This is a genomic window from Methylomonas sp. BW4-1 (assembly GCF_052474385.1).
Map to the genome: position 1 here is coordinate 1,985,438 of NZ_CP184125.1, position 13,863 is coordinate 1,999,300.

Annotated in this window: 11 protein-coding genes; 3 read left to right on the forward strand and 8 right to left on the reverse strand. The window is 58.0% G+C overall.

What is annotated here, in order from left to right:
* Positions 1-485 precede the first annotated feature (485 nt).
* The 3 genes from ACH5Y9_RS09165 (at position 486) to ACH5Y9_RS09175 (ending at position 4,462) form a co-directional block, all read left to right on the forward strand.
* Positions 486-1,037, forward strand: coding sequence for a hypothetical protein (locus ACH5Y9_RS09165; protein WP_445369378.1), 552 nt, complete (start codon positions 486-488; stop codon positions 1,035-1,037).
* Positions 1,038-1,234: 197 nt separating this feature from the next.
* Complete coding sequence (locus ACH5Y9_RS09170) at positions 1,235-2,068, forward strand: hypothetical protein (protein ID WP_415880712.1); 834 nt, start codon at positions 1,235-1,237, stop codon at positions 2,066-2,068.
* A gap of 192 nt (positions 2,069-2,260) precedes the next feature.
* Positions 2,261-4,462, forward strand: coding sequence for a cytochrome-c peroxidase (locus ACH5Y9_RS09175; protein WP_445369379.1), 2,202 nt, complete (start codon positions 2,261-2,263; stop codon positions 4,460-4,462).
* 254 nt (positions 4,463-4,716) lie between these two features.
* On the opposite strand, the gene ACH5Y9_RS09180 is transcribed toward ACH5Y9_RS09175, so the two are convergent.
* The 8 genes from ACH5Y9_RS09180 to ACH5Y9_RS09215 all read right to left on the reverse strand — a co-directional run bounded on the left by ACH5Y9_RS09180 (position 4,717) and on the right by ACH5Y9_RS09215 (position 13,826).
* Complete coding sequence (locus ACH5Y9_RS09180; protein ID WP_445369380.1) at positions 4,717-5,838, reverse strand: XdhC family protein; 1,122 nt, start codon at positions 5,836-5,838, stop codon at positions 4,717-4,719.
* 294 nt (positions 5,839-6,132) lie between these two features.
* Positions 6,133-6,933 (reverse strand): 2,3-dihydro-2,3-dihydroxybenzoate dehydrogenase, encoded by an 801-nt coding sequence (locus ACH5Y9_RS09185; protein ID WP_051669890.1) that lies wholly within the window; start codon positions 6,931-6,933, stop codon positions 6,133-6,135.
* Positions 6,930-8,993 (reverse strand): MFS transporter, encoded by a 2,064-nt coding sequence (locus ACH5Y9_RS09190; protein WP_445369381.1) that lies wholly within the window; start codon positions 8,991-8,993, stop codon positions 6,930-6,932. Before ACH5Y9_RS09190 ends, ACH5Y9_RS09185 begins: the two co-directional genes overlap by 4 nt.
* A complete protein-coding gene (locus ACH5Y9_RS09195; protein ID WP_445369382.1) occupies positions 8,993-9,976 on the reverse strand; it encodes a FecCD family ABC transporter permease in 984 nt (327 codons plus the stop codon). The genes ACH5Y9_RS09190 and ACH5Y9_RS09195 overlap by 1 nt, the downstream gene beginning before the upstream one ends.
* Positions 9,973-10,995 carry a FecCD family ABC transporter permease gene (locus ACH5Y9_RS09200; protein WP_445369383.1) on the reverse strand — a complete coding sequence of 341 codons (1,023 nt, stop codon included), beginning with the start codon at positions 10,993-10,995 and terminating at the stop codon, positions 9,973-9,975. The genes ACH5Y9_RS09195 and ACH5Y9_RS09200 overlap by 4 nt, the downstream gene beginning before the upstream one ends.
* Positions 10,992-11,930: an ABC transporter substrate-binding protein gene (locus ACH5Y9_RS09205; RefSeq protein WP_445369384.1), complete on the reverse strand. Its 939-nt coding sequence runs from the start codon at positions 11,928-11,930 to the stop codon at positions 10,992-10,994. The genes ACH5Y9_RS09200 and ACH5Y9_RS09205 overlap by 4 nt, the downstream gene beginning before the upstream one ends.
* A complete protein-coding gene (locus ACH5Y9_RS09210; RefSeq protein WP_445369385.1) occupies positions 11,927-12,727 on the reverse strand; it encodes a siderophore-interacting protein in 801 nt (266 codons plus the stop codon). Before ACH5Y9_RS09210 ends, ACH5Y9_RS09205 begins: the two co-directional genes overlap by 4 nt.
* 118 nt (positions 12,728-12,845) lie before the next feature.
* A complete protein-coding gene (locus tag ACH5Y9_RS09215; RefSeq protein WP_445369386.1) occupies positions 12,846-13,826 on the reverse strand; it encodes a helix-turn-helix transcriptional regulator in 981 nt (326 codons plus the stop codon).
* Positions 13,827-13,863 lie beyond the last annotated feature (37 nt).

The following is a 13,863-nucleotide window of genomic DNA, read 5'->3' on the forward strand; positions in this document are numbered from 1 at the left end:
CCCGGTATTTAAAACTCTTTGGACTGTCTATCTCGCAACCATGGCGTAGCGTGATCAATCCAGGAATATTGAAATACATAGCGGTTTTAAGGCTGTTCAAATTGCGCGGGAATCCATTGGCCCAGCACTTACCGTACGCAAAGGACCGGAAAGTAAGAGCCTGGCATCGCGGCATCCGGCGCAGGTGTGTTAGGCAACGACTCGCAAAGGGAATTGCGAAACATTGAATGTCGCCGGTAAAACCTACCGGTAAAAATCTTCGTCTTACTATGAAAGGAATTGAAATATGTCTGTTAACACGAAACATGCGCCTGCCTTGAAAAAGGTGGCTGCAACACTTGCTATTTCACTTTTAGGCCTCGGCAATGTACAAGCCGAGACCGTAAACGGCACCATCTATAAAACCGTCGACCCGGTTCACGGCGCCGGCACCACAATCGATTTCTACTCGTTCTCCTTGTCGTCAGCTGCCAATGTGATAATCGATGTCCTGGCGAATGAAGGCTACGCAGCGGGTCTGGGGCGCGCATCCCGGCGCGTATGTCGATATAAACGGCGACGGCGAACTAACACTGGCAGATAGCCAATTCCGCATTTTTCAGGACACAGTCTCACTGACTACCGAAATCGTCAGCGGCGACGACAGTCCAGCCTACACCATACCCGGCAATACCGGCGGATGGGCCGATGGCAGCTTGTTGAGCCGAGACTCTTACCTGGCTACTGCATTGGACGTGGGCAATTACATTATTGCTTTTGGCGATTACTCTCTGACCATCGAAGAAGCCGTACTGGGCTTCAACAAGGGCGACACTATCACCGGTGCGACCGGCGTCAACCCGATAACGGGCGCCACCGGTCAGGATCATTTCGATTATCAAATTACCCTGACCGCCACCGACTACGTCACCGGAGCCAGCCTGCCTTTGACCATCACCGGCGAGGGTGTTAGCGCAGTGCCGGTGCCAGGGGCCGTTTGGTTGTTCGGTTCTGCATTAATGGGATTCGGTGTATTCGGCAAACGCCGCACCGCGTAAGCCCCGGCAAACAAGAGCGAAAAGGTCAGCCGACATCAGCTGTCGACTCACCCCTCGCAATGCATGTCTAAACCCTTTGGAGATGTCTATCTTTTGGCTGCCAGGCCCGAAATACTCAGACAAATCCAAATTAAACAGCAACTTAAATCTACCACAATCGTAAGCAACGATGTGGTAGATATTGGAGACACTCAAAAATGAACATCGATTTACAAACTATTTTTAAAATCACCCTATCGTCCGCCGCGCTAACCCTTGCCGTTGCTCAACCTGCTGCGGCGGCTTGGTCCGGTGCCGATAACACTCTCGAGCTGGGCACCAGCATCTCAAACCCCAGTTTTAATTCCAGCAATTTGGGCTTCGCGGGCAATCCGTCTCTGTCCAATGATGGCTGGGGCATGCAAGGGGCATTTACCAACTTTTATTTAAGCTCGTCAGCCCAATCCGTGACTGTGGACGCGCGTTCGTCCGCGGCAAACTTTCCGGCTTTTTCAATTTTCAGAACCAATGTGGCTTATTCGGGTGAAACGGTCGGCGTCGATACACCGGCCGAGCTAACCGGCCAAATTCACAAATTTAACTCGGTGGGCCAAGCCGGCGATCCAGGCATTATGTGGGCAACCGGCGCGGACGGCATTGTCGAAACCCTGGGCTACGTCAGTTCCTCTAGCAAAAACTACGTTAACTCTTTCGGCGGCGTCATCGACTCCGGCGCCCACGATGTCAGTATCGACAATCTGTATGAAACCGGCGTATCCGGCTCGATAGGCGTCACCGGCAACCCTGCTTTTGCCAACACCAAAAGATACGCGACCTTGACACTGAACGACTTGCAAGCTGGCTGGTATGCCGTGTTCGTCGGCGGTGCAGACGTCCTCGGAAGCAGTGCCGGCATCTCTTTGAACATTTCCGCGTCGGCCGCCCCTTCTACCTACACACCAGCGGCGGTGCCAGTACCCTCCGCTGTCTGGCTGTTCGGCACGGCACTGGCCGGCTTTATAGGCAGAGGCAAACGCAACGCTAAAGCGTAAGCCAACACCCAGCACATAAGCCGATGTTCCTATAAAAAAGGAAGCTTGGCGAGGGACTTCGCCAAAGGAATAAAGGATGGCCGATAAATTACGCTTTGTGGTTTATCGGCCTTTTTTATAGCTTGAGCCCGCTGATGCGGGCGTTTTGGCCGTATTTGTTGCCAACCAACCATTTCTCAGTGGAGTTTCACCATGACATTGTTTCGTCATAGCCAATTAGCGATTGTTTTAGCCGGAGGCGTACTGCTCAGTTTCAGCGCCGCCGCGGTCGAATTGGCATTAGGGCCCATGCCGATAAGCCTGAAGCATTTGCCCGTTCCGCCTGTTCCCGGCCTACTGGACGGCCCGGACCCTATTGTCGTCAACAAGAACGCCGCGATTGCCTTGGGCAAAGCGCTGTTCTGGGATACTAACGTGGGTAGCGACGGCATGGCCTGTGCGTCCTGCCACTTTCACGCCGGCGCCGACGGCAGAGTAAAAAATCAGCTTGCTCCGGGCGGCCAATCCAGCCCCTTAAGCGATCAAACATTCAGCAATGCCATGACGGGTGGTTCTTTGGGACCCAATCATACCCTCAGCATCGGCGACTTTCCGTTACATCAACGGGAAGATCCATTCCAAGAGCATTCTGCGATCCTCTATGACACTGACAATGTAGTCGGTTCCTCCGGTACTTTCGGTGGTGAATTTAGAGCCGTGGACCGCTACACAGCACCTAACGACACCTGTAGCCGCAGCGTGGACAGCCTGTTTCATGCCGGCGCTGTCGGCACCCGCAAAGTAACGCCGCGCAATGCGCCCAGCGTGATCAATGCGGTGTTTAATCATCGCAATTTTTGGGACGGCCGCGCCAACAATGTGTTTAACGGCAGCAGCCCTTGGGGCGACCGAGATTCCGACGCCGGCGTCTGGGTAAAACAGAACGCCACGACGCTCATTAAGCAGCGCCTGCATTTAATCAATTCCTCGCTGGCGTCATTAGCGGTAGCTCCACCGCAAAACACCACCGAAATGGCCTGCCGCAACCGGACCTTGATGGAGCTCGGTAGAAAGCTGCTGTTACGCCGCCCGTTGCAAAACCAAAAAGTACATCCTGAAGACAGTGTACTGGGACCTTACAGCCTCAATAGCAAACCCGGCACGAACACTCTGTATAAGCTGCTGATCATGCAGGCATTCAATCCCAAATACTGGTCGTATAGCGGTAACCCGCCAATTCCGGTCCCCAAAGGGTTTGCGCCCTATAATCAAACCGAAGCCAACTTTGGCATGTTCTTTGGCCTAGCCATCCAACTCTATGAAAGCACATTAATTTCGGACGAATCGCCCTTCGACAACAGCGCCCGCGACGCCGGCAATCAACCCATAGAACTCAGCGCTTCGGAATTGAACGGCTTAAAACAATTCAGAAAAAATCAGTGCGCGCTCTGCCATTTAGGACCCAACTTCAGCGCGGCATCGATTAACGCCAATGCGGCGATTGCCAAAACTCATCCGGAAGCCTTCGGTGAACCGACTTTCTTCATCAGCGCATCCACCAATGTGGTCAATCGCATACCATTGCTTATCAAAAACGCTCCGGTTACCGCATTTTTCGATACCGGCTTTTCTTCCACAGGCGTCACCGAAGAAACGGCCGATATTGGCGCAGGCGGCGTCGACGACTTTGGCAACCCGCTATCGTTCAGCCGGCAATATTTACAGCATTTGGCGGGCAATAATGCCGCTGTACTGGATGAAGATGTCACTAAAGTGAGAGCGTGCGATTTTCAGGAAGCCCTTGCTCTAAATATCAAACTGCCTTATTCGCTGCCGAGCTTGTTTACCATCACCGACGGCATAAGACCCCAGCCACAAAGCACGGAGAACTGTTTCCTGCCCGCAAACAATGCCTTTTTGCCCACGACCGCTGCCGCCTTAGCGGAGTTGAACAAGCCCAATACCCGGAAAATGGTGGCGTCTGTCGACTCGACATTTAAAATCCCCTCGCTACGCAATATCGAGTTAACCGGACCATACATGCACAACGGCAGCATGGCCACGCTGGAACAAGCGATCGAATTTTATTCGCGAGGCGGAAATTTTGCCTACGACAGCAAACAAGTTACTCGGGTATTTCCGCAGCCCAATCTACAACTGGATGCGCAAAACCGAGCCGACCTGATTGCCTTCCTGAAAACCTTGACCGATGAAAGAGTCCGCTACGAAAAAGCCCCCTTTGACCACCCCGAAATCAAAATACCCCACGGCCATGTTGGCGTGGAGCAGACAGTAAGCGGCGGTAATCCGCTGGGAGCCGTTCTGGGTAAAGATGAATTTCTGACCATTGACGCGGTTGGCGCCCAAGGCAATTCATCACCGATACAGCCTTTCGAAGCGTATTTGGCACCCTAACGCGGTTTAAATTTCAGCCCACAGTCACCGGCTAAGGCCGGTGACTTCCAATCCATGCAAGGCTAAAAAAGGTAATAACAGCACCTTAGCTAAGCCACACCGTTATGCATGGCAAGAAAACTAACAAACACCGGCTTCTGAAAAGGGGGATTCCTAGAAAATGGCCCCTATTTATCGGCAAAACGCCGCGATCAATTATTCCCGTAATTTGTACACGCTCAGCGCTGAGGCATTCTCAGTCGCCGGCATGCACATTATCCAGGGCTGCAAGCATGTTTGATCGCAACCGGCTCTTTCCCCAGTTGCAAGCCGCTACGACCGTTAAGCTGGGCCTGAATGCCGGCCACAATAGACAAGGCAATCTCTTCCGGAGTTTGCGCGCCGATGTCCAAACCGACCGGTCCGAATACCCGTTCGGCTATCAGCGCGGCATCGTCGCCCAAGCTTTGCAGCAACCGCTGTTTGCGATGCGCCGGACCCAGCAAACCGATAAACGGCGCCCGACACTGGACGATGGCTTGCAGGTAGCGCTGATCGTATTCGACGTTGTGGGTCATCAGCATGATGGCATTGAAGCGATTTAAATCCAGCTGCGCCGCCACCTGATCCGGTATCAGATGCAATAATTGATCGGCTAAAGGAAAACGCTCGGGTTTGATATGCGCGGGCCGGTGATCGACTAAGGTCACGCGCCACCCCAGGGATTTGGCGCAATTCACCAGCGGTATCGCGTCGGCACCGGCACCGAATATCAGCAACTGCCAAGGCGGTTGCACCGGATCGTAAAAGACTTTGATGTCCTGGCCGTCAAGCGGATGGGTTTCGATGCGCGGTTTTTGTTGCAGTGCCGTTTGCAGCGCCGCCGTGGCAAACGGAAACGGCGCGCTCGGCAAGATCGGCTGCTCGCCGACGATGGCGGCCGACAAGAACTGGCTGCGGCCGGACGGGAAATCTGCATGCGCGGACTCGAACACCGTAACCAATACCCCATGCGCTTGCGCTTCGGCGGCTTCGACCAGCAGATTCAAGGGACTAAATTCTTGCTCAGCTTTCAATAATTGCAGCAATACCCTAACCGCGCCGTTACAACCCAGGCCTAAACCCCAGATCGCGTCTTCGCCGGAACGCATATCGTAAAACAGCGTTTTGGCCTGGCCGGTTGCGAACACCGAAGCGGCCTGCTCGACCAAATCCCGTTCGAAACAGCCGCCGCCCAGCAAGCCGACCAACTCCCCGGTCTGGGTAATCAGCATCCGCGCCCCGGCCTTTTGGTAAGTCGAGCCAAAGGTTTCGATAATGGTCGCCAGCACGCTGTCGGCGCCGTCGTGTTGCAATTGCCGGTAGGCTTCGAGCAGATGATTGATGTTATTGGCCATGATTTACTCGCTTGCAGGTGTGCCGGCGATTGTACTAGCCATATCAACTCCAGCTCAAATCGGTACGCAACAGCGGCAATTGCCTGACCCGCACACCGGTAGCGGCGAATATTGCATTGCACACCACCGGCGTCATTTTCTCGTTTTACATTTAGGTTAAACAGCTTCGCTCATATCGGACATTCGTAGCCATCAGCGTCGGGACCGCCATACCACTTTATGAGCAGACGAACCGCTCGAGTTCCAAACTTCTTACGGGCAATTCATCGTGGCCACACGCGGGCTATTTTGCCGTTAACCTAATGTCGCTCCACCGTCAACCACTAAATCCTGAAGGGTGATATGTCCGGCCCGATCCGACAACAGAAACGCCACGGCGTGAGCTATATCGTCCGGTTGGGCCAGTTTGCCGAGCGGAATGCCCAGCCGATGTTGCGCCAAGGAGCCCTTGATGACTTGCGCGGCGCTACCGGCACCGGCGCGCCAGAAGCGGCGCTGCATGTCGGTTTCGGTCGAGCCCGGCGACACCAGATTGCAACGAATGCCGTATTCCGCCAGTTCCAAGCCTAAACAGCGGGTGAATTGCGCCGCGGCGGCCTTGGATGCAGCGTAGGCCGCCATACCGGTCCGCGGCGTCGATGCTGCATTGGAACCAACCGTCACGATAGCCCCGCGCCGCCGCTCGCGCATCCGACGAGCTACCGCGCGGCTTAGCGCAAATACACCATGACAGTTTACGGCAAAGCTTTCCAGCCAGTCCTCGTCACTGGCATCCACTACATGACCGGGAAGCAGCACACCGGCGACATTCACCAGATAGTCGATTTCGCCGATTTTGGCCTCGACTCCAGCGACTGCGGATTCCAGGCCGGCACGATCGCGTAAATCCAGCGCCAGCGGATATAGCCCGGGCATTGACTGGCAAACTTCACGCAAAGCGTCGCTATCGATGTCTGCCGCAACCACGGTCAAGCCTTCGCCGGCCAACACGGCGGCTACCGCCTGGCCGATGCCTCGCGCGGCACCACTTACCAGTGCAACGCCGGGGCGCGAACCGAATCCGGCGCTAGGTGACGACTGTCTTGCCAGTTTCATGATTCGGCCGTGGCAACCGGCGTAAGACGATCCGCCGTCGTTGTCGATGCCCCCTGCGACGCGCCGAAACGGTGTAAGCCGGCCAGCAAGCACAAGCTCACGCAGGTGACACCTGCCGCCAGCCAGCCGACGCGATCAAAATGCTGCAATACGGCGCCATCCCCGCCAGTCATCCAGCCCGCGCACCCGGCTGCTAAACCGGATGCGGCCTCGGTGCTCGCGGTATTCACCGCCATGTAGCGGCCCCGCAACGGTGGCGGCACTCTGCCAATCAGCCAAACCGAGGCCGGAATAGACCGAGTGGAGGTTAAAGCCATAAACAACACAAACACCGCCGTCGTTTGCCATAATGGCCCTGGTTGTAACTGAGTCAACCACAGATGCGGAATGATGCTGGCGACCATCAATACAGCCAGAATCCCGGCGGCACCGAAACGATCCACCGCACGGCCAATACCGCGCGCCACTACGAAAGTCGCCAATCCGGCGCAAAGATAAATCCAGGACAAATCACGTAAATCAACACCCAATGTGCCGTTCAAGTGTGCGCCCAGATAAGGCACGATCAGAAAACCGGCAAAAACGATGCAAAAGCTCAACACCCAACCCAAGGCCAGTGCCGGCGAACGCAAACTCCCGCGCCCGGCGCCGACGCTAACGGGTGATCGGGGTAAGGCCCGGTACAATCTTAGCCACCACAATGCAGACAGTGCCGCAACCGCTAAAAAAGGAAGCCGCCAGCCGCCCAACGCCGCCAATCCCAGGCCCGAAGGCACACCGATCACGGCACACACGCCGAAGGCCGACATAATGGCACCGATGGCCTGGCCGCGGCGCTCGGGCTCGATGCGGTCGGCTATCATCGCCATCATGGTTGCGTTCATCAACCCTGCGCAAGCACCCGCCAACGCCCGCGCGACCAGCAATTCGCCGAATTGCCCCGCAAGACCACAAGCCAGCGTGGCGACCACAAATCCGGCGTACAAGGCCAACAAGGTGCGCTTGCGGTCGCCGCGATCAATCCATCGACCACCGAGCAGACTGGTCAGCGCCGAGGCCAGCGTATAGACACCAACCAGGGATCCGAAGCGCGCCGGACCCATGTCGAAATCGCGCATCAGCGCCGCGCCCAGCGGCATCAGCACCATATAATCAAGTAAAAGGGTGAATTGAAGTACCGCAAACAACAGCACTAAACGACGCTCCGCCACGCTAGCCGACACTTCGGCGAACGGACCGACCGAAGCCATGCTCACAGGCAAAGGCTGCGCTTGCGGCAACGGCAAATCGGCTTGTCTTACCGGCACGACGACAGGTGTACCGTCGGGTGCGGTCAGGATATGGCTATCGATGCCGTAAAGCTGCCGCAATAAAACCGGATTCAATACATCCACCGGGGAACCGCAGGCCGCTAGTCGGCCGTTATCCAGGGCCACCAACCAATCCGCATGGCGCGCGGCAACCAGGTCGTGCATCACCACGACCACGGTGCGACCGGCATCCGCCAACGCCCGCAACAAGGCGATCAATTCCAGCTGGTGCCCGGGATCAAGCATGCTGCCGGGTTCGTCCAGCAGCAGGACCGGCGTGGACTGGGTCAGCATCATCGCTATCCACGCGCGTTGCCGCTGCCCGCCGGAAAGTTTGTCCAACGGCTGTCCAGCCAATTCCGTCAGGTCGGTAAGACGCAAGGCCTCGCATCGGGCGGCCTCGTCTTCTGCTGACCAGCTCGCCATCCAATGCCGATGGGGGTGGCGTGCCAGCGCCAGCAAATCGTTTACCCTCAGTCCAACCGGTGCTTGCGGAAACTGCGGTAAAAAACCCACGCTACGCGCCAAGTCGGCGTTCGAGAATAGTCGCAAATCGTCTTCGCCCAGCTGGATACATCCTGAATCGGCTTGATGCAGACGAGCCAGGCAACGCAGCAAGGTGCTCTTGCCGCAGCCATTGCCGCCGACAATGGCGGTCACCCGTCCGGCCGGAATTTGCAGACTGAGGTCGCGCAATACGGGTTCCGCACCATAGCCGGCGATTACTTGGTCAACCCGAAACTCCAACATTACCCGGCTCCATAAGCTTTCGGCCGCATCAGCAACCACAATAAAAAAGGACCACCCAAAAAACCGGATAGCACGCCGACGGGAACTTCGACCGGCGCGGCCGCTATGCGCCCGAGCAAGTCTGCACCCGTGACCAGTACCGCGCCGATACTGGCGGAACACCATACCGGTATGCCGCCGTCCGGCGACAATCGCTGTGCCAGCATCGGCGCGGCGAGCGCGACGAAGCCAATAGGGCCGCCGACGCCCACCGCGACACCCGCCAGCGCGGCGGCCAGCATCAGCACGGTAAAGCGCAGCTGACCTAAATTGACCCCCAAACCGCGAATACTGTCGTCGTGCAGACATAACAGCGCCAAAGCGCGGGAAATGACCCAACAGACTGTCAGCAAGATGCCGAGCAGCGCCGCAGCCACCGTGACCACAGGCCAGGCGCGTCCGGCTAAACTACCCACACTAAACGCATACAGACCGGTGGCATGGAAGATGGGCAATGTCGCCAAGGCAATGTCAAAGCCGGCGCGCAGTAAACTGGCAATGCCCAGCCCGACCACGAGGACCCGGTAACCCCGCGTACCCACGCCGCCGGCGGCCAGCAAGGTGAATACAGCGGTTATCAGCGCACCCGCCACCGCACACCACCACGGGCCCAACAAACCGGACGGATTTAGAATCAAACTCAGGGCCAACGCCAGTAACGCACCGTCGTTGATTCCCAAAACATCGGGACTGGCCAAGCGATTGCGCGTCAAGTTTTGCAATAGGGCGCCGGCGGCGCCGAGCCCGATGCCAACCACGAGTGCCGCACATAAGCGCGGCAAGCGAAATTGCGTCACCAGCGTGGACAGCCAGTCGGACCCAGGGCCAAACAAGCCGGCATACACTTGCGATGCCGACAAGCGTGGCGTGCCGGCAACCAGCGCGGCATACGCCAGCACCAGCAATAGCGGTATCGGCGCTAGGCGGCGAGCAGCCTTGGTCATCGCTCACTTCCGGCCGGCATTAAAGCCAGTGTGGCGTCGCGATTTACCATCCAGATCAGTAAGGGCGCGCCGATGCCGGCCAATACGGCGCTAACTGGCGCTTCGAACGGGGCAAGCAACAAGCGCGAGCTTAAATCAGCCGACAGCATCAGCGCGGACCCCAGCAAAATAGAATAGGGAAGTTGGGAGGCGATCATCACGCCGGCCAGCGTCCTGGCGCAATACGGAGCGATTAATCCCAAAAACGGAATAGGACCAGCAAGTGCTACGCTGGTGCCGGTCAACAGTGCCACGACCACCACCGCCCCCACCCTAGCCGGAGCGGGTCTCTGACCCAGCGCGCGCGCCAGATCATCGCCCAAGGCCAGCGCCGATAACGGGCGCACCAGCGCCATGGCCGCAGTCAGACCGACGCCTATCAGCACCAGGCCGGGCCAAAGTAAGCCGGCATGCGGATGGGCTAAGGAACCCAGCAACCAAAACCTATAACGATCTAGATTGGCGGTGCTGACCAAGGCCAGCCACGCCGTCAGACTATGGCAGGTGGCGGTGAGCGCCAATCCGGCCAACACCAGCCGTAAAGGCGATGACTGGCCGCCGCCGGCACGCGCCAACAGCAAGACCAAAAGACTGCCCAAGCTTGCCCCACCCAGTGCCCAGCCGATCTGCGCAGCAGGACTTTGCCCGGCAAACCAAGCGATACCGAGCGCCACCCCAAGTGCGGCGCCACTGTTGACACCCAACAACCCGGTTTCAGCGAGTGGATTGCGCGTGACGGTCTGCAACAAAACCCCGGCTGCGCCCAATGCCGCACCCAGGGCCAAGGCCTTAAGTAGGCGGGGCAGCCGCAATTCGCCCAGTACCAGATCGACATGGGCGTCGCCGGACGCCCCTAGCAGCCAATGCAGACTGTCTTGCCAGCCGACACCACCTGCGCCAAAGCTTAACGATGCGAAGGCCAACAACAGCACGGAAAGTGGCAGCAGAACACCTAAAAGGGCGGATTTAGGCGCCTTCACGATCCGCTCTCCACCGCGTCAAATGCCGATACCACATCTTCAAGGAGCGTTTTGGCAGCCAGCGGACCACCGATGACCGTCCATAAAGCCGCATCCACTTCGCGCACTCGATGCAGCCGCGCTGCCCGCAATTCCGCAAAAGCCGGTTCGTCTCGCAAGGCAGCGACGCCGTGCGGATCCGGTGCAAAATTACCGATGAACAACCAATCGCCGTCGATGTCGGCCAATACTTCCCGGCTTAACGGCGCTCCATGTCCGGCACCGGGTTGACGTTGGGCAGGAGGCCGAGTCAAACCCAAATCTGTCAGAACCCGACCGGCAAACGCATCGCCCAGCATATACATGGGGCCGTTAGGCGTAAGTCTGACAATGCTCACCGATTCACCCCAGTGCGCTTTCAGCTGCTCTCGCAGGCGGGCAGCCAGCGTACGATACTCTTCGAGTACTTGCGAGCCGGCCTGCTGCCGACCCACCGCATCCGCAATACGCCTCACGCTGTCTTGCCAGTGTTCACCAGGATAAAAGCTGACTACGGTCGGCGCAATCGCGCGTAGTTGCTCCAGGAATGCGAGATCGCTCTGACCGCCGGCCAAGATCAAATCCGGGCGTAGCGCGACGATGCGGTCCAAAGACGGCTGGGCGAAATCACCTACGCTGTCTAATCCATTCACCCGTTCGCCCAAATAGCGCGGCGGGTGCTGGCTGCCGCGACCGTTGCTGGCACCGACGGGCCGGAGACCAAGCGCCAGCGCGGCGTCCAAATCCAACTCGCTCAATGCCACCACACGCTGCGCCGCTTGTGGCACGCTTACCGGTCGGCCGATGGCATCGATTAACTCACGAGCTCCCTGTTCCAGCGTAGCCGGCGGCGGGCCATCGCATGCTGCTAATAGTAATATCAGCACGATCCTTACCCTAAACATAGGTCTTTTCATGTATTCCCATCCATGCAGCGGTGCCGCTCTTCGTGGTAATCCTCTTCACTCCAACCCCGACACCAATAGGGCACTGTATAAAGAGACGCGGGGGATAAACCTTGTTCGCGCAGCAGGTATTGGCGAATGGCTAGCACAGAGGCACTCTCGCCGGCTATCGTCGCGAATACCCGTGTCTCCGCCGGCCAACGGATTTGGCGGACGGCGCCCGTCAGCGGGCTCGAAGCGCGCGCATGCAGCCAGTGCAACTGCACGCCCGGCGGATGCTGCAACACCAGTTGATCCGCCGCGTCAGTCACTTCGATCAAGGCCACTCCGCTTGCCGTGGCCGGTAGGGTTTCCAGTACCGCCGCGATAGCCGGCAGGGCGGTTAAATCGCCGGCCAACAAATGAAAATCGGCCGCGGCACTCGACAACGGGGGACCGCCCACGCCGGCAAGACCGATAATGTCGCCGATTGCGGCACGGATGGCCCAGCGCGAACCGGGACCCTCGTCGCCGTGCAGCACGAAATCGACATCGAGCAAATTCTCGGCAAAATCGACGCGGCGCAGGCTATAGGCACGCGCTACGGACCGGAAGCCGTCCGGCCACTGCGCGTCGCCGGTCGAGTTCGCGCCTGAAACAGGTAGCAGCAATTTGAGATGCGCGCCTGGCCCAGCATGAACGATGTCTTGCAAGGCCTCACCGTGAAAACGGATTCGGCGTAAACGCGGGCCTAAACTGAGTGTTTCCCGTACAGTTAAGCGCTGAGGAACGCGGGTAAATCGGCTACGATGCGTACTAGGGGTCGTCATGCAAAAAATCGAGTGGTTAAGCTGACCTGGGATTATACGGTCGGCCACGGGTTAACTGAGACGCGGGGCCGTGGATTGAACGGCTGGCAAAACAGCATGCATTTTTTGCAAAGATAGCTTAACAACGAGCGCGCAAGCTGCCGGGGGGAGTGCCAAATTGGCGCCGGAAAGCCGTTGCGAAGTTGCCGGCGTTGGTGTAACCGGCCAAATGCGCCGCTTCGCTGACGCTGACACCGTCGCATTCCAATGCGTGGCGCGCATGATCCAGCAGCCGGCGACGCTGATACGCGAACACACTACTACCGGTGTATTGGCGAAAGTAGCGCTGCAGGGTACTGGGACTCATGCCGATGCGTTCGGCCAAGGCCTGCATCGACCAGCCGTCGCCCTCTCCGCTATCGAGAAAGGCGCAAAATTCGGCCAATCTCCGCCGCTCGCGCGGCCTAAGCACGCACTCCGGCTCCCGGTGGCCGTCCGTCAGCGCCGCCAAAGACTCGGCGGCGATATCCAAGCAGCGACTTTCCAAGCATAGGCTCATCAGCGGCGTGCCGGAGGCACACAATTCGAACACGCTAGCCGCCAAAGTCCGCAAGCGCGCAGACAATCGCCACTGTTGTGCCGCCAGATGGGTACCGCGCAAGTGGTTCAGCCCCGGGTGTGCAGATAGTACGTGTTCGTGCTCGGCCAGCCAGCGGGTACCGAATGCCAAACTCACCACCTTCCGCCGGGCGCCGCGCCGCAACTGACGGGAAAAGCACTCGCGCCGACTTAAAGCGACGACCAGTCCGCGACGATCGCCGCCTGCGCCTAGCAGAAAGCGTTGATCGCCGTAGCTTACATCCGCTTCGCCAGCCAGCGGCAACACGATCAACAACCCCGGCTGCAACATTCCCGTCACTTCCATATCGAGTTCGTCTCGCACATCTGAGGCGTACAGCGACAAATCGGGCTGCAGCTGAAATTCCCGCAGCCGACCACTGACTATCGGGGAGCCGCTGGGAGCCAAAGATACAGCCGCACCTCCAGGGGTGCTTAGACCCGGTCGCGACAGGGCCGAGCAGTCGATCTTGGATGAGGTGATAGTTGATAGCCGATTCATAGGATTTTGCCCGAGTGATTCATGAATGATGTTCCAA

Coding starts and splice junctions, on each gene's coding strand:
- ACH5Y9_RS09165 (WP_445369378.1), top strand. CDS start 486: ATGTCCTGGCGAATGAAGGCTACGCAGCGGGTCTGGGGCGCGCATCCC.
- ACH5Y9_RS09170 (WP_415880712.1), top strand. CDS start 1,235: ATGAACATCGATTTACAAACTATTTTTAAAATCACCCTATCGTCCGCC.
- ACH5Y9_RS09175 (WP_445369379.1), top strand. CDS start 2,261: ATGACATTGTTTCGTCATAGCCAATTAGCGATTGTTTTAGCCGGAGGC.
- ACH5Y9_RS09180 (WP_445369380.1), bottom strand. CDS start 5,838: ATGGCCAATAACATCAATCATCTGCTCGAAGCCTACCGGCAATTGCAA.
- ACH5Y9_RS09185 (WP_051669890.1), bottom strand. CDS start 6,933: ATGAAACTGGCAAGACAGTCGTCACCTAGCGCCGGATTCGGTTCGCGC.
- ACH5Y9_RS09190 (WP_445369381.1), bottom strand. CDS start 8,993: ATGTTGGAGTTTCGGGTTGACCAAGTAATCGCCGGCTATGGTGCGGAA.
- ACH5Y9_RS09195 (WP_445369382.1), bottom strand. CDS start 9,976: ATGACCAAGGCTGCTCGCCGCCTAGCGCCGATACCGCTATTGCTGGTG.
- ACH5Y9_RS09205 (WP_445369384.1), bottom strand. CDS start 11,930: ATGAAAAGACCTATGTTTAGGGTAAGGATCGTGCTGATATTACTATTA.
- ACH5Y9_RS09210 (WP_445369385.1), bottom strand. CDS start 12,727: ATGACGACCCCTAGTACGCATCGTAGCCGATTTACCCGCGTTCCTCAG.
- ACH5Y9_RS09215 (WP_445369386.1), bottom strand. CDS start 13,826: ATGAATCGGCTATCAACTATCACCTCATCCAAGATCGACTGCTCGGCC.